Origin of the sequence: Streptomyces mobaraensis, assembly GCF_020099395.1 — a bacterium.
Taxonomy (GTDB): domain Bacteria; phylum Actinomycetota; class Actinomycetes; order Streptomycetales; family Streptomycetaceae; genus Streptomyces.
This window is the reverse complement of sequence record NZ_CP083590.1, coordinates 3,665,265-3,681,530: the sequence shown is the minus strand read 5'-3', so window position 1 is coordinate 3,681,530 and position 16,266 is coordinate 3,665,265. Positions and strand designations below refer to the sequence as shown.

Annotated in this window: 11 protein-coding genes; 10 read left to right on the top strand and 1 reads right to left on the bottom strand. The window is 72.9% G+C overall.

Annotated features, from left to right (window positions below):
- Positions 1-196: 196 nt before the first annotated feature.
- The 7 genes from hisC to K7I03_RS15890 all read left to right on the top strand — a co-directional run bounded on the left by hisC (position 197) and on the right by K7I03_RS15890 (position 13,484).
- Positions 197-1,282, top strand: a complete 1,086-nt coding sequence (gene hisC / locus K7I03_RS15920; RefSeq protein WP_185940407.1) for a histidinol-phosphate transaminase — start codon at positions 197-199, stop codon at positions 1,280-1,282.
- Between the two features lie 363 nt (positions 1,283-1,645).
- Complete coding sequence (locus K7I03_RS15915; protein ID WP_185940408.1) at positions 1,646-3,265, top strand: cytochrome ubiquinol oxidase subunit I; 1,620 nt, start codon at positions 1,646-1,648, stop codon at positions 3,263-3,265.
- 29 nt (positions 3,266-3,294) lie between these two features.
- Positions 3,295-4,296, top strand: coding sequence for a cytochrome d ubiquinol oxidase subunit II (gene cydB, locus K7I03_RS15910; protein ID WP_185940409.1), 1,002 nt, complete (start codon positions 3,295-3,297; stop codon positions 4,294-4,296).
- Between the two features lie 22 nt (positions 4,297-4,318).
- Positions 4,319-8,032 (top strand): thiol reductant ABC exporter subunit CydD, encoded by a 3,714-nt coding sequence (gene cydD / locus K7I03_RS15905; protein WP_185940410.1) that lies wholly within the window; start codon positions 4,319-4,321, stop codon positions 8,030-8,032.
- 141 nt (positions 8,033-8,173) lie between these two features.
- A complete protein-coding gene (locus K7I03_RS15900; RefSeq protein WP_185940729.1) occupies positions 8,174-9,847 on the top strand; it encodes a GAF domain-containing sensor histidine kinase in 1,674 nt (557 codons plus the stop codon).
- A 151-nt stretch (positions 9,848-9,998) separates the two neighbouring features.
- Positions 9,999-11,165 (top strand): M23 family metallopeptidase, encoded by a 1,167-nt coding sequence (locus K7I03_RS34065; protein WP_274390174.1) that lies wholly within the window; start codon positions 9,999-10,001, stop codon positions 11,163-11,165.
- A 588-nt stretch (positions 11,166-11,753) separates the two neighbouring features.
- Positions 11,754-13,484 (top strand): mycolysin, encoded by a 1,731-nt coding sequence (locus tag K7I03_RS15890; RefSeq protein WP_185940411.1) that lies wholly within the window; start codon positions 11,754-11,756, stop codon positions 13,482-13,484.
- An 80-nt stretch (positions 13,485-13,564) separates the two neighbouring features.
- Here K7I03_RS15890 and K7I03_RS15885 read toward each other — a convergent pair whose 3' ends face one another.
- Positions 13,565-14,461 carry a Cof-type HAD-IIB family hydrolase gene (locus K7I03_RS15885; protein ID WP_185940412.1) on the bottom strand — a complete coding sequence of 299 codons (897 nt, stop codon included), beginning with the start codon at positions 14,459-14,461 and terminating at the stop codon, positions 13,565-13,567.
- A 146-nt stretch (positions 14,462-14,607) separates the two neighbouring features.
- Between K7I03_RS15885 and K7I03_RS15880 the strand changes: the two genes are divergently transcribed.
- Genes K7I03_RS15880 through K7I03_RS15870 form a run of 3 tightly spaced genes read left to right on the top strand, consistent with a single transcriptional unit; the run spans position 14,608 to position 16,204 of the window.
- The gene (locus tag K7I03_RS15880) at positions 14,608-15,510 is read left to right on the top strand and encodes an LLM class flavin-dependent oxidoreductase (RefSeq protein ID WP_185940413.1); all 903 of its coding nucleotides are present in this window, start codon (positions 14,608-14,610) and stop codon (positions 15,508-15,510) included.
- A gap of 47 nt (positions 15,511-15,557) precedes the next feature.
- Positions 15,558-15,806 carry a hypothetical protein gene (locus K7I03_RS15875; protein ID WP_185940414.1) on the top strand — a complete coding sequence of 83 codons (249 nt, stop codon included), beginning with the start codon at positions 15,558-15,560 and terminating at the stop codon, positions 15,804-15,806.
- A complete protein-coding gene (locus K7I03_RS15870; protein ID WP_185940415.1) occupies positions 15,803-16,204 on the top strand; it encodes a DNA-binding protein in 402 nt (133 codons plus the stop codon). The genes K7I03_RS15875 and K7I03_RS15870 overlap by 4 nt, the downstream gene beginning before the upstream one ends.
- The last annotated feature ends 62 nt before the right edge of the window (positions 16,205-16,266 follow it).

The following is a 16,266-nucleotide window of genomic DNA, read 5'->3' as shown; positions in this document are numbered from 1 at the left end:
AGCGGACTGGCGCGCCCGGAAGTCTGGACGCCACCCGGGGCAATCCTCATAAGGTGTGCAGTATTCACGTGCACGCGGCGGTGCCACGTGGGTGCCGCCGGCCTGCGCGCCGGTCCGGCGCCCCCGTGCCGCCGTGTGCTGACGAGTGCGGATTCCCGGGTGGCCGGAGCGCACGGGATGCGGAGGAGGACCCGCGGTGACCGAGAAGACCCCCAGGCTGCGTCCGGCCCTGGACGACGTCCCCACCTACAAGCCCGGCCGCCCGGCCGCGAAGGACGGACCGGTCGCCTACAAGCTGTCCGCCAACGAGAACCCGTACCCGCCGCTGCCCGGCGTGCTGGAGGGCGCGGTGGCGGCCGTCGGGCAGCTCAACCGCTACCCGGACATGGCCTGCGCGGGGCTGATGGCCGAACTCGCGGACCGTTTCGACGTGCCGCTCTCCCACCTGGCGACCGGCACCGGCTCGGTGGGCGTCGCCCAGCAGCTCGTCCAGGCCACGGCCGGCCCCGGCGATGAAGTGATCTTCCCCTGGCGCTCGTTCGAGGCGTACCCGATCGTCGTCCAGGTGGCCGGCGCGACCCCGGTGCCGGTGCCGCTGACCGAGGACGACCGGCACGACCTGGACGCGATGGCCGCCGCGATCACCGAGCGGACCCGGCTGATCTTCGTCTGCAACCCCAACAACCCCACCGGCACGGTGGTGCGCACCGCCGAGCTGGAAGCCTTCCTGGACCGGGTGCCCTCCGACGTCCTGGTGGTGCTGGACGAGGCGTACATCGAGTTCATCCGGGACGCGGACGTGCCCAACGGCATCGACCTCTACCGGACCCGGCCCAACGTCTGCGTGCTGCGGACCTTCTCCAAGGCGTACGGGCTGGCCGGGCTGCGGGTCGGCTTCGCCATCGCGCACGAGCCGGTCGCGGCGGCGCTGCGGAAGACCGCGGTGCCGTTCGGTGTGCTGCAGGTGGCGCAGGAGGCCGCCATCCTCTCGCTGCGCAGCGAGAAGGAGCTGTGGGAGCGGGTGGACGCGCTGGTGGCCGAGCGGACCCGGGTGGTCGAGGGGCTGCTGGCGCAGGGGTGGCCGCTGTCGGAGACCCAGGCGAACTTCGTCTGGCTGCGGCTGGGCGAGCACACCGAGGCGTTCGCGGCGGCCTGTGAGCGGGCGGGCGTGATCGTGCGGCCGTTCGCGCCGGACGGGGTGCGGATCACGATCGGCGAGACCGACGCCAACACGATCTTCCTGCGGGTGGCAGGGCAGTTCCGCAAGGAGATGGCGCTCTAGGAGGGCCCTTCCGGAGCGACGACCGCGCTCCGACCGTACTCGGCCGGCGAAAGCGCCGCGTACCCCTGTGGAGGGGCGCGCGGCGCTTTCGCGTGCCCCCGTGGGCCGTGGGGCTCCTGAGGCTGCTGAGGCGAGATCCGCAGTGTGGGAGCTTCCGGCGCCGATCGCAAGAGCCGAAGGGGGTACCCCCGCTGCTTGTCCGAAAATCCCATGCGCCATAATTGCTTGTGAATGTGAACGCGTTCACAAGCTCGTCCTTTATGAGGCCTTTCACCCGGTCATAGCGGGACGAAACGCCGGCGGAGAGCGTCGGCGAAGCGTCGGCACGGAGTGCCGGCGACGCACGACGCAAGGAGGGACCGAGTGAACCTGGCTCTGGCGCCGGAGACGCTGGCGCGCTGGCAGTTCGGCATCACGACCGTCTATCACTTCCTCTTCGTCCCCCTCACGATCAGCCTCGCGGCGATCACCGCTGGCCTGGAGACGGCCTGGGTCCGCACCGGCAAGGAGAAGTACTTCCACGCCACCAAGTTCTGGGGGAAGCTCTTCCTGATCAACATCGCGATGGGGGTGGTCACCGGCATCGTGCAGGAGTTCCAGTTCGGCATGAACTGGTCGGACTACTCCCGCTTCGTCGGTGACGTCTTCGGGGCGCCGCTCGCGATGGAGGCGCTGCTGGCGTTCTTCTTCGAGTCCACCTTCATCGGGCTGTGGATCTTCGGCTGGGACAAGCTGCCCAAGAAGATCCACTGCGCCTGCATCTGGATCGTCGCCCTCGGCACGGTCCTGTCCTCGTACTTCATCCTGGCCGCCAACTCCTGGATGCAGCACCCGATCGGTTACGCGGTCGACAAGGCGACCGGGAAGGCGCGGCTCACCGACATCTGGGCCGTGCTCACCCAGAACACCACCCTGGTGGTGGTCTTCCACACCCTGACCGCCGCGTTCCTCACCGGTGCCGCCTTCATCGTCGGCATCTCCTCGTTCCACCTGTGGCGCGCCAAGCGCAAGCGGCTCAAGGGCGAGGAGCTGGGCGAGAAGCAGCGGAAGCAGCTGCCCGCGATGCTCGCCTCGCTCCGGGTCGGACTGGTCGTGGCCGTGATCGCCGGCATGGGCACCGCGATCAGCGGTGACGAGCTGGGCAAGGTCATGTTCGAGCAGCAGCCGATGAAGATGGCCGCCGCCGAGGCCCTGTGGGAGAGCCAGTCGCCCGCGCCCTTCTCGGTCTTCGCGGTCGGCGACGTGTCCAAGGGGCACAACAGCGTTGAGATCGAGATACCCGGTCTGCTCTCCTTCCTCGCCCACAACAACTTCACCGAGACCGTCCCCGGCGTCAAGGACACCGCCGCCAAGGAGGCGGCGCTCTACGGCGGCAGTCCGGACGACTACATCCCCAGCATCTTCATGACGTTCTGGGGCTTCCGCCTCATGATCGGGTTCGGGATGACGTCCTTCGCCGCCGGTCTCGTCGGGCTCTGGACCACGCGTAAGAAGTTCTGGGTGGCCCCCGAGTACCGCTCCGGCGAGGACGAGATCCCGCGGCTGATGCTCACCAAGCGCCGTGAGATGAACCCCTTCCTCACCAAGTGGTCCTGGCGGATCGGCATCCTCACCATGGGCTTCCCGCTGATCGCCAACTCCTTCGGCTGGATCTTCACCGAGATGGGCCGCCAGCCCTGGGCGGTCTACGGCCTGATGAAGACCGGCGACGCGGTGTCGCCGGGCGTGGGCCAGGGCGAGGTGCTCACCTCCGTGCTGGTCTTCACCGCGCTGTACGCGGTGCTCGCCGTGGTCGAGGTCAAGCTCCTCACCAAGTACGCCAAGGCCGGGCCCGACACGGACGAGAAGCCCCCGGCCAAGGACCCCCGGCTGCGGTTCCCGTCCGGCGGGCCCGGTGGCCCCGGCGGTCCCGGCGCGGGCGGGTCCGCGGCGGCGGCCGAGGCCGCCGAGGAAGCCGACAAGCCGATGACCTTCGCCTACTGACGCGGCCGGCGGAGAACGGAGAACCGACCATGCACCTCCACGACTTCTGGTTCCTGCTGATCGCCGTCCTGTGGATCGGCTACTTCTTCCTCGAAGGCTTCGACTTCGGCATCGGCGTGCTCACCAAGGCGCTGGCCAGGGACCGCACCGAGCGGCGCGTCCTGATCAACACCATCGGTCCCGTCTGGGACGCCAACGAGGTGTGGCTGATCACCGCGGCGGGTGCCACCTTCGCGGCCTTCCCCGACTGGTACGCCACCCTCTTCAGCGGCTTCTACCTGCCGCTGCTCGCCGTCCTGGTCTGCCTGATCGTGCGCGGCGTCGCCTTCGAGTACCGCCACAAGCGCACCGGTGAGCGCTGGCAGCGCAACTGGGAACACGCCATCTTCTGGTGCTCGTTGATCCCCGCCTTCCTCTGGGGCGTCGCCTTCGCCAACATCGTGCGCGGTGTGCCGATCGGGCCCGACAAGAACTACTCGGGCGGCCTGCTCGACCTGCTGAGCCCTTACGCCCTGCTCGGCGGCCTCTTCACCCTCGTCCTCTTCACCTTCCACGGGGCGCTGTTCGCCGCGCTGAAGACCGTCGGCGACATCCGGCACCGGGCGCGGACCTTCGCCGGGGTCTCCGGCCTGGCCGCGGGCGCCCTCGCGGTGGCCTTCCTGGCCTGGACCCAGGCCGAGTCGGGCAACGGTCGCAGCCTGCCCGCGCTCGTCGTGGCCGTGGCGGCCCTGGCCGCCGCGCTGGTGATGAACCGGCTCGGCCGGGAGGGCTGGGCGTTCGCCCTGTCCGGCCTGACCGTCGTGGCCGCCTTCGCCATGATCTTCCTCGCCCTCTTCCCGGACGTCATGCCCTCCTCCACCGACGCCCGGTGGAGCCTCACCGTCACCAACGCCGCCTCCAGCCCCTACACGTTGAAGATCATCACCTGGGTCGCGGGCTTCATGACGCCCGTGGTCGTGGCCTACCAGGCGTGGACGTACTGGGTGTTCCGCAAGCGGATCGGCACCCAGCACATCCCCGCGGCGCACTAGAGCACCAGAGGACCGGCAGCCCATGAAGCCCGTCGACCCCCGCCTCCTCCGCCACGCGTCCGCGACCCGCCGCTTCCTGGCCGCCTCCGTGCTGCTCGGACTCGTCGGGGCCGGCCTGGTCATCGCCCAGGCCATGCTGATCGCGGACACCGTCACGGGAGCCTTCCGGCACGGCCGCTCGCCCGGTGACCTGGCCGTACCCCTCGCCCTGCTGGCCGCCACCGCGGCCGGCCGGGCCCTGGTCGCCTGGCTCACCGAGCTCGCCGCGCACCGCGCCAGCGCCGCCGTCAAGTCCCGGCTGCGCACCCGGCTGCTCGGCCACGCCGCCCGGCTCGGCCCCGGCGCGGTGCACACCGGCGAGCTGACCACCCTGGCCACCCGGGGCGTCGACGCGCTGGACGACTACTTCGCCCGCTACCTCCCCCAGCTCGGCCTCGCGGCCGTGGTGCCCGTCGCCGTCGTCGCCCGTATCGCGGGCGCCGACTGGCTCTCGGCCCTGATCATCGTCCTCACCCTCCCCCTCGTCCCGCTGTTCATGGTCCTCATCGGCTGGGTCACCCAGTCCCGGATGGACCGCCAGTGGCGCCTGCTGGAACGGCTCTCCGGACACTTCCTCGACGTCGTCGCCGGGCTCCCCACCCTCAAGGTCTTCGGCCGGGCCAAGGCCCAGGCCGCGTCGATCCGCGCGATCACCTCCGACTACCGGCGCGCGACGCTGCGCACCCTGCGTATCGCCTTCCTCTCCTCCTTCGCCCTGGAACTGCTGTCCACCCTCTCGGTCGCCCTCGTCGCGGTCGGGATCGGCATGCGGCTCGTCCACGGCGAACTCGACCTCTACACCGGTCTGTTGGTGCTCGTCCTCGCCCCCGAGGCGTACCTCCCGCTGCGCCAGGTGGGCACCCACTACCACGCGGCGGCGGAGGGCCTGGCCGCCGCGGACCGGGTCTTCGCCGTCCTGGAGACCGCGCCGCCCGCGGCGGGCACCCGCCCGGCGCCCGACGCCCGCGGCGCCGTGCTCACCGTCGACCGGCTGGTGGTCCGGCACCCCGGCCGGGAACGGCCCTCCCTGGCCGAGACCTCGTTCGAGGTGCGGCCCGGGGAGACGGTGGCCCTGACGGGCCCCAGCGGCGTCGGCAAGTCGACTCTGCTGAACGTGCTCCTCGGCTTCGCGCGCCCCACGAGCGGGCGGGTGTCGGTCGGCGGTACGGATCTGTCATCGCTCTCCCCCGAAAGCTGGCGGGACCAGGTGGCCTGGGTCCCGCAACGGCCTCATCTCTTCGCCGGCACGGTCGCCGAGAACGTCCGGCTGGCGCGGCCGGACGCCACCGACGCACAGGTGCGCGAAGCACTCCGTGCGGCCGGTGCCCTCGACTTCGTCTCCATGCTGCACCACGGCACTGACACTCGCCTCGGTGAGGACGGTGCCGGTCTGTCGGCCGGTCAGCGCCAACGCCTCGCGCTGGCACGGGCGTTCCTCGCCGACCGGCCCGTCCTGCTCCTCGACGAGCCGACCGCCAACCTCGACGGCGAGACGGAGGCGGCCGTCGTCGAGGCCGTCCGCCGCCTCGCCACCGGCCGGACCGTGCTCCTGGTCGTCCACCGGCCCGCGCTGCTGGCGGTGGCGGACCGGGTGGTGCGGCTGGAACGCGATGGCGCGGAGCGCGACGACGCGGAGGGGGAGGTCGCGAGGCGCGTCGGGCGGGAGGGCTCGGTGGCGCAGAGGGGATCGGCCGTTCACGAGGGCTCGGCTGTCTACGACGGTTCGACCCTCCGCGAGGGGTCGGCCGTCTGCAACGGCTCGACCATCCGCGAGGGCTCGACCGTCCGCGAGGAGCCGGCCGAGAACGTTTCTCCGCTCCCGCTCCCGCTCCCGCTCCCGCTCCCGCTTCGGACCGCCACCTCCGCTGCCGCAGCCCCTACCGCGTCCCCGCCCCAGCCCTCGGCCCCCACCCCGGCCGGCGCCTCAACCCCCTCCCCCCTCGCCCGAGTCCGCGCCGAAGGCCGCCCTTTCCGGTCCCGCTTCCTCCTCGCCCTGCTCCTCGGCAGCCTGGCCCTCGGCAGCGCGACCGGCCTGATGGCGGTCTCCGGCTGGCTGATCTCGCGCGCCTCCCAACAGCCGCCCGTCCTCTACCTGATGGTCGCCGTCACCGCGACCCGCACCTTCGGCATCGGCCGTTCCGTCTTCCGCTACGCGGAGCGCCTGGTCTCGCACGACGCCGTGCTGCGCGCCCTCGCCGGCCTGCGGGTCTCCGTCTACCGGCGGCTGGAGCGGCTGGCCCCCGCCGGGCTGCGGGACGTCCGCCGCGGCGATCTGCTGTCCCGGCTGGTCTCCGACGTGGACGCGCTCCAGGACTACTTCCTGCGCTGGCTGCTGCCCCTCGGCTCGGCCGTCCTCGTCGGAGCGGCCTCCGTGGGCCTCACCGCCTGGCTGCTGCCGGAGGCGGGCGCGGTGCTCGCCGTCGGCCTGCTGACCGCGGGGGCCGCCGTGCCGCTGCTGTCGGCCGCCGTGGCGCGCCGCGCGGAGCGGCGGCTGGCGCCGGCGCGCGGAGAGCTGTCCGCGCACGTGGTCGACCTGCTGGCCGGTACGGCCGAACTGACGGTCGCGGGCGCCCTGCCCGCCCGGCTGGCGCGGCTGCGCCGGGCGGACGGCGTCCTCACGGGCATCGCCCGCCGGGCCTCCGCCGCCACCGCGCTCGGCGCCGGCCTGACGGCCCTGGCCTGCGGCCTCACCGTGGCGGGCGCGGCCTGGGCGGGTGTCGCGGCCGTGCACGACGGGCGGCTGGACGGCGTCCGGCTGGCCGTCGTCGTGTTGCTGCCGCTCGCCGCGTTCGAGGCGGTGACGGGGCTGCCGCTCGCCGTACAGCACCGGCAGCGCGTCCGCCGGTCGGCGGAGCGGGTGTACGAGGTGCTGGACGCGCCGGAACCCGTACGGGACGGTACGGAACCGGCCCCTCCGTCCCCCTTCCCGCTGCGGCTGACCGGGCTCACCGCGGCGTACCCCGGCAGCGCCGCCCCCGCGCTGCGGGGCGTCGACCTGGAGCTGACCGCCGGGCGGCGGGTGGCCGTCGTCGGCCGGTCGGGGGCGGGCAAGACGACGCTCGCCCAGGTGCTGCTGCGCTTCCTGGACACCGACGGCGGCACGTACACCCTCGCGGGCCGGGACGCGTCGCGGATGGACGGCGACGGGGTGCGGCGGCTGGTGGGGTTGTGCGCCCAGGACGCGCACCTCTTCGACAGCTCCCTCCGCGAGAATCTGCGCCTCGCGCGCCCCGGCGCGAGCGACGCACACCTGCGCCGGGCGCTGGCCGACGCGCGCCTGCTGGAGTGGGTGGACTCCCTGCCTCAGGGGCTCGACACGCCGGTCGGCGAGCACGGTGCCCGGCTCTCCGGCGGACAGCGGCAGCGGCTGGCGCTGGCCCGGGCGCTGCTCGCCGACTTCCCCGTGCTGGTACTGGACGAGCCGGCCGAGCACCTCGATCTGGAGACGGCCGACGCGCTCACCGCGGACCTGCTGGCGGCGACGGAGGGCCGGACCACGGTGCTGATCACACACCGGCTGGCGGGGCTGGAGGCGGTGGACGAGGTGATCGTCCTGGACGGCGGCCGGATCGTGGAGCGGGGCGGGTACCGGGAACTGGCGGAGGCGGACGGAACGTTCCGTTCGATGCTGGAGCGGGAACGGGCCGAGCACGACATGGTGCATCCGCCGCTTTCTCTGGCAAAAGGTACTTATTAGGCTCTGCCTATGCCCGCCACCGAGGATTCCGCCGAGGACCCCATCGAGGACCTTGCCGGGGGTCCCGCCGAGGACCCCGCCACCGAGGAACCCCTCGGCACCCCGACGCCCACCCCGCCCCCGGCCCCGCCCTTCGGGCCGATGGACCCGGTGGCCGTCGCCACGGAGGCCACCCGCGGCCTCCAGGGCATGTCCACCGAGCTCACCGGCCGGGTCCCGCAGCTGCTGGAGGCCATGCGGTCGGTGGGCACGGGCCTGGAGCTGCACTCCACCCTCGACCGGATCGCCCGGACGGCCGCCGAACTCGCCGGCGCCCGTTACGCGGCCATCGCCGTCAACGGCGCGGCCGACCCGTCCGGCGAGGGCCTGGCCGACTTCGTCACCTACGGCGTCCCCGACGCGGACACCGCCGATCAGGACGTTCGCGGCGGCGAACCCTCCGCCGACCGCGAGGTGCTCGACGCCCTGCTGCGCCACGCGGGCCGTCGTACGGCGGAAGGCGTTCCGGAGGGTGTGCCGGGCGACGTCCTCGCCGTCCCGATCCGGGTGCAGGGCGAGGTGTTCGGCAACCTCTACCTGGCCGGGAAGCTCGGCGGCGGCGCGTTCGGCGTCGCCGACCTGCACATGGTGAAGATCCTCGCCACGGAGGCGGGCATCGCGATCGGGAACGCGCGGGTGTACGAACAGGGCCGGCAGCGGATGCGCTGGATCGACGGCTCGGTCGCCGTCACCACCGCGCTGCTCTCCGGCGGCGACGCCGAGGACGCCCTCGCCGTCGTCGCCGAACAGGCCCGCCGGCTCGCGGAGGCGGACGCGGGGATCGTGCTGCTGCCCGACGGCGAGGGCGGGCTGGAGATAGTGGTCGTCTCCGCCGACGATCCGACGGGGCTGATGGGGACGGTGATGCCGCCGCATAGCCCTGTGGTGTCCCAGCTCCTCGCCGGGGAACCGGTGTTCATCGACGACTCCGCCACCGACCCCCGCATGATCACGGCGGTGGCGCCGCGCTTCGGCCCGAGCATGCTGCTGCCGCTGCGCAGCGGCGGGCGGGTGCTCGGCACCCTGGCCATCCCGCGCCGCCGGGGCGCCCGGCGGTACACGGCCACCGAACGCACCCTGGCCGCCCAGTTCGCCGCCCAGGCCGCGCTCGCGCTCGTCCTGGCCGAGGCACAGCGCGACCGGGAGCGGCTCGCGGTCTACGAGGACCGCGACCGGATCGCCCGCGACCTGCACGACCTCGTCATCCAGCGGCTGTTCGCCACCGGCCTGCTGCTGGAGAGCGCGCAGCGCAGGGCCGTGGTGCCGGAGGTGCGGACGACCGTGGGGCAGGCCGTGGACGAACTGGACCGGACCATTCAGGAGATCCGGACGGCGATCTTCGCCCTCCAGCAGGGCCCGGCCGAGGCGCCCGCCGGGCTGCGGACCCGCGTCCTGCGGGAGATCGGCACGGCCGCCGTCCCGCTGGGCTTCCAGCCGTCCGTGAACTTCGTCGGCCCGGTGGACGCGCTGGTCGGCGAGGGTACGGGCAAGAACCTCATCGCCGCGCTGCGGGAAGCGCTGTCCAACGCCTTCCGGCACGCGCACGCCTCGCGGATCGAGGTCGTCGTCGACGTGACGGCCCGGCTGCCGGACGGCCGCGACGCCGTCCGCCTCACCGTCGCCGACGACGGCATCGGCCTCCCGAAGGGCGGCCGGCGCAGCGGCCTGCGCAACCTCGCCAAGCGGGCGGAGTCACTGGGGGGCTCGTGCGTGTGCGGGCCGGGGCTGGGGGAGGCGGGCGGGGGGACGCGGGTGGTGTGGGAGGCGCCGCTTTAGGGAGGGGGCGGTGGGGTGGGGCCCGTTTTGAGGGGGCGGCGAGTGGGGTCCGCGGTGTCCGCCGTACGGGATCCCCGGGTCCGTCCGGGCGTCGCCTGAACGGTCCCCCTGCGGAAGCGGAGGTACCGGATCCCGGGTCACGATCGCGTCCATGCGGCGACTTCAGCGTTCCCATACCGGCGGCGGCCGGCAGCCGTTCGGCATCCGCGGTGGCGACGGCGGACGGCCGCGCCCGCGCCGCGCCGGGCGCCGGCTCCGCCGTGACGGCTGCCTGATCCTCTGCGCGCTGGCCGTCACGGTGTCGCCCGTGCTCGGCTCCCGGCCGCCCGACTCCTACGCGGCCCCGGGCCGGCTCGCCCGCGCCACTTCGGACGTGTACCGGCTGACCAGGGAGGAAGCCCGGGTCAGGGAGCGTTACGAGCGCACGGAGCCGGCCGCGCGGGAGCGGCGGCGGGAGGTGGACCGGCTCGCGGAACGGCTGAACGGCCTCCGGTTCGTCTCCGGGGTGCTGCGGGAGGACGCGGGCGCCGCCGCCCGGGCGCAGTACCGCACCGGCGGTTTCACCGCACGGGAGAGCACCCGGCTGCTGGACGACCCGCTGGAACTGCTCTCCGTCCAGGAGGACGACACCGGACGCCGCGAATGGCTCGCCCGGCGGCTCGGCGAGACCGACGACCGCAGCCGGGCCCTCGCCGCCGAGGCGCGGGAGACGGCGCTGGCCTGGCAGGCGCTGGACCGGGACGCCGCCCACATGCGGACCACCCTCGACGCCATGGCCGACCGGCTGACCGAGGCCCGCGGCCGGCTCGACGCGCTCGCCGCCGCTGAGGTCGCCGAAGGCCGCTGCCGGACGGCCGACCGCGACGCGCTCGAACCGGACGACGGCGAACGGCCGGACGGCGACCCCTCCCGCCACGGCTGGACGCGCCCGGTACTCGGCTACCGGCTCTCCGCCGGCTACGGCGGCTCCGGCGCGAACTGGTCGGGAACGCACACCGGCCAGGACTTCGCCGTGCCCACCGGCACACCCGTGCGCTCGGTCGGGCCGGGCACGGTGGTGTCCGCCGGCTGCGGCGGCGCTTTCGGCATCAGCATGGTCATCCGGCACCCGGGGGGCTGGTACTCGCAGTACGCGCACCTGGCCGCGCCGTTCGTGGCGCCGGGGCGGCGGGTGCGGCCGGGGGAGTGGATCGGGCTGTCGGGGACGACGGGCAACTCCACCGGGCCCCACCTGCACTTCGAGGTGCGGACGACGCCGGAGTTCGGGTCCGCGGTGGATCCGGTGGAGTGGTTGCGGCGGCGGGGGGTCGGGGTCTGAGGGTGCCCCGGTCCCTCCCCCAGAGGGGGAGCCCCCATTCGCCGTTTCCTGGGGCTGCGCCCCAGACCCCGCTTTTCGCGGCTTCGCCGCTCGTCCTCAAACGCCGGACAGGCTGATATTCAGCCTGTCCGGCGTTTGAGGACAGCGCGCGCAGCGCGCTTCGGGGGTGCGGGGGCTGGCCCCCGCAAGAAACGGTGAAAGGGAGGGACCGGGGCATCCCTCCGCCGAAGGCGGCACCGCCCCACCCGTAGACCGGCAGTCACCAACCGTAGTCAGACCCCGTGGTGCGGGCGATGTCCCGCGATGTGCATTCGTCGGCGCAAGTCACCCGACGCAACGTCAAACTACCTGCTCACGGCCCTGATTGGGGCCGAAAATCAACCTCCGCTTATCACATTGCCATGCTCAGACCATGGTGTATGGTTCCGACCGCTGTCACCCAGAGTGCTGCTTTGGCCAGTGGTCCCCTCGTCGGACGACCACGCCCGCACCCCGGGGGGCAGTGCGCAACTCCCCCACAGCGGCGCTCGCGTGGCCCGGAACCGATCGGCCGGAACCGGACAGCGCACGCCGCGGAAAGGTTTGCTCATGTCCGGAAAACGGGCCAAGAGACGTGTCCTGAGACCCGTCCCGCTGACCGCTCTGGCAGGCGTCGGCGCTTGCCTGGTGGCCGCCGCCGTCGTACCGTCCGCGTTCGCCTCGGATGCCGCGCGTACCGAGGCCCGCTCGGCCGCCGCCCCCAGCGGCACCTGCACCATCCGCTCCGCGGACAACCGCGCGGAGACACCGTTCAGTTGCCTCGGCGTGACGGCCGCCCTCGACCACCTGCCGGCCGTCGGCGAGCAGGCCACCCTCACCGTGGACGTCACGGCGCAGACGAGCGTCAAGAACGCCGGGCTGTCCGTCCAACTACCGCCCGGCCTGCGAATATCCGACAAGGATGCCGGTCTCGCCACCCCCACCGCGGACGCCTTCGGCCAGCGCACCGGCCGGAAGCTCGCCCTGGCCCCCGGCACCCGCACCGTGAAGCTCAAGGTCAAGGCCGTCGCCGCCGGACCCGCCCAGATCCAGGCGGACATCAGCGACATCGACCATCCGGACCCGCGCCGCTCCGGACACGACTCGGTCGAGCTGACCGTCGGCGCCGCCAAGGGCTCCACCGGCAAGGGCGTCACGGTCTCCAAGGGGCGCGCGGCCAAGGTCACCAGTCCCGGGGCCGGTACCCGCAAGCCGCGCCAGGCCGCCCCGAAGTCCCCCGCTCCCGCCCGTTCCTCGGCCGCCCCCACCCCGTCCGCGCGGGCCCAGGTCTGCGTCGGCGGCACCTTCCGGAACCGCTTCCAGTCCGCCGAGGGCGGCAGCTGGAACGCCAAGGCCAACCGGGACGAGCCGGTCAGCAACGCCAACGTCATCCTGTGGGGCAAGCCGACCGCCGGCGGCGCCACGCGCCAGCTGGCCACGGGGATGACCGGCAACGGCGACGGCAAGTTCAACCTCTGCTACACCCCGAGCACCTCCGTCACCTCGGCCGCCTGGGTGGAGTTCCGGACGCAGGCCGGTCGGATGTGGTCGGTCGTGGACGCCAACGGCGGTCTCTACGCGACCTCTTCGTACGCGCTGAACAACATCTCGGGCAGCACCAGCCTTGGCACCGTGTACGCCAACGCCGGGCAGAGCCGGGCGTGGCACGTCCTGGACACGCTCAACAAGCTCTGGTGGAACCGCGGTTCCACGACCGACTGCTGGGCCTCCAGTGAGCAGGGCGGCCGCTGCTCCCCGATCACCGTTCAGTGGTACCCCGGCTCCACCGACGGCACGTACTGGAACGGCGGCGAGGACAAGATCCACCTCGCGGACAACGACCCGGACTCCGAGCACACCACTGTCCACGAGGCGGGCCACGCCCTCCAGGGCAAGCTCTACCGGGGCTGGTGGCCGCGGGTGAGCAACTGCTCGCCCCACTACGTCGACCGCACCTCCTCCACCAGCTGCGCCTGGACCGAGGGCTACGCCAACGCGGTGGCGTTCCACACCTTCGGCGACACCACCTATTACTGGGGCAACGGCGCGTCGCTGGACCTCGCCAACGACCGCTCCACCCGCGGCATCGACGCGGGCGACGCCTGCGAGGCGCGCGTCGCGACCACGCTGGTCGACCTGTGGTCCCAGGTGGACGGCGGCTGGACGAAGAGCAACACCATGATGTCCCGGGACACGCAGTCCAGCTTCCGCGAGTACTTCGTCACCGACCGGCCGGCCTACGGCCTGGACACGGGCGCGACGGCCCGCGACATCATCTGGAAGCACACCATCTGGTACTGACCGGCAGGCACTGAACCGGCAGGCACTGACCGGCACGCACTGACCGGCACGCACTGACCGCTGAGCGCCGAGTACGGCGCTCAGCGGCACGCCACCCGCACGATCCGCTCGATCACCGCCGCCACTCCGTCCTCGTTGTTGGCGGCGGTCCGGTGCGTCGTGGCGGCCAGGACCTCGGGGTGGGCGTTGGCCATGGCGTAGGAGGTGCCGGCCCAGCCGAGCATCTCCAGGTCGTTGGGCATGTCGCCGAAGGCCACCACTTCCTCGGGTGTGATGCCGTGGTCCGCGCAGTAGCCGGCGAGGGTGCTGGCCTTGCTGACGCCGAGGCCGCTGACCTCCAGCAGCGCGGTGGGGCTGGACCGGGTGATCGAGCCGTGTTCGCCGGCCGCGGTGCGGGCCAGGGCGAGGAACGCGTCGGGGGCGAGCTCCGGGTGGTGGGCGAGCAGCTTGAGGATGGGCCCGCGGGGTTCCCCGTCCGCACGCGGGACGGCGTCCCCGGCCAGGAACTCCTCCGCCGGTCCGACCGTCGCGTCCGGGTCGAGCTGGTACGGCGGGTACTCCGGCTCGTAGTGGAAGCCCGTGGTGGACTCGACGGCGAACGAGGTGCCGGGCACGGCGGCGCGCACCCGCTCCACGACGGCCAGGGCGTCCGCCCGTTCCAGCGGTCTGACCTCGACGAACCGCCCGCCGCCCCGGAGGTCCACGACGGCGGCGCCGTTCGCGCAGATCGCCAGGCCGTGGCCGTGCACATGCGCGCTCGCGACGTCCATCCAGCGTGCCGGGCGGCCGGTGACGAAGAAGACCTCGATCCCGGCCGCCTCGGCGGCGGCCAGCGCGGCCACGGTCCGCTCGGACACCGTCTTGTCGTCCCGCAGCAGGGTGCCGTCGAGATCGGTGGCGATCAGCCGGGGTATCGGGGCGGTCCGGCCGGCGGCCGGGGTCTCGGGCTGCTCGGTAGCTGAAGTCACGGTTCCCATTGTCGGATACCGGACGCTTCGCGGCGCACGGGTGTGCGCGGCGGCGCGCTTTTGAGCCAGGGCCCCGGGGGCTGTGGTGCGCATGTGGCCTGTATCAACCAGAGAGACGTGGTCTGACCAGGGAGGCGAGACGTAGGCTCCGAAGCATGAGTCTGCGCCTGAGCACCGTGATCCTCCCCGTCGACCGCTGGCACCAGGGCGGGCGCGCGAAGTGGCAGCGCGCCGAGGAGCTCGGCTTCCACACGGCGTACACCTACGACCACCTCTCGTGGCGCACCTTCCGCGACGGCCCGTGGTTCGGCGCCCTGCCCACCCTCACCGCCGCCGCCACGGCGACCGAGCGGCTCCGCCTGGGCACCCTCGTGACCTCCCCGAACTTCCGCCACCCGGTGACGCTCGCCAAGGAGCTGATCTCCCTCGACGACGTCTCCGGCGGCCGGATCACCCTGGGCATCGGCGCGGGCGGCAACGGCTTCGACGCGACCGCGCTCGGGCAGGAGGCGTGGACGCCGAACGAGCGGGCGGACCGGTTCGCCGAGTTCGTACCGCTGCTCGACCGCCTGCTCACCGAGGGCGCCGTCACCCACGAGGGCGCCTTCTACTCGGCCGTCGAGGCCCGGAACGTCCCCGGCTGCGCGCAGTCCCCCCGGCTGCCCTTCGCCGTCGCGGCGACCGGCCCGCGCGGGCTGAGGCTCGCGGCGCGGTACGGGCAGGCGTGGGTGACCACGGGTGACCCGAAGCTGTACGAGACGGGCACGCCCGCCCAGTCGGACGCGGCGCTGCGCGCGCAGGCGGCGAAGCTCGGCGCGGCGTGCGAGGAGATCGGCCGGAAGCCCGCCGAGCTGGACAGGATCCTCCTCACCGGCTTCACCCCGGACCGCTCCTCGATGCTCGACTCGGTCGACGCCTTCGTGGACTTCGCGGGCCGGCAGCGGGAGGCCGGCTTCACCGAGATCGTGCTGCACTGGCCGGTCCCCGACTCCGACTTCGCCGCTGACCAGGCCGTCTTCGAGCGCATCGCGACCGAGGGGCCGGCGCAGCTCGGCTGAGCACCGGCCTTGGACGGGGGGTGTGCATATCGCAGTATGCTCGCCGTATGGCGGACACGACGCGCATCACGGTGACGCTGCCGACCGAGCAGGTCGCCGAGCTGAGGAAGATCACCGACAACGTCTCCGGTTATGTCGCCGAGGCGGTGGCCCGTCAGCTCAGGCACCGGCTCCTCGGCGCCGACCTGCTGCGTCACCAGGAGGAACACGGGGCTTTCACGGAGGAGGAACTGGCGGAGGCCCGTTCCCGGATCTTCGGGGCGGCGGACGCCGACGGGCCGGCGAGCGCGGCGTGAAAGAGCACGTCGAGACCGTTGTCCTGGACTCCCAGGGGGTCTCCGGCTGGATCGCGCAGGACCGGAAGCTCCTGGCGATGTTCCAGGTGTTCCACGCCATGGGCGCCGATTTCGTCATCGGGGCCAACACCATCGTGGAAGTCAGTCACGCGCGGGTGAACATGTCCCGGCTGCGCTGGATGCTGTCCCGCGTCAAGGTCGAGCCGGTGACCGAGAGTGCGGCGCGGGCGTCCGCGGAACTGCTGAAAGCCGCGGGGCCGCACGGCCACAAGTACGCGATCGGCGCGACCGTCGCCGAGGTGGCCCTGCGCCAGCCCGGTCCGGTGGCCCTGCTGACCTCCGACGTCGACGACATGACACGGCTGTGCGGCGACCGGGTCCGGATCATCGGGCTGTGAGTCCGGGCGAGCGGAATGGGCGAGGCGACCGGATGAGCGCAAGAGGCGAAGCGCGAGGGAGA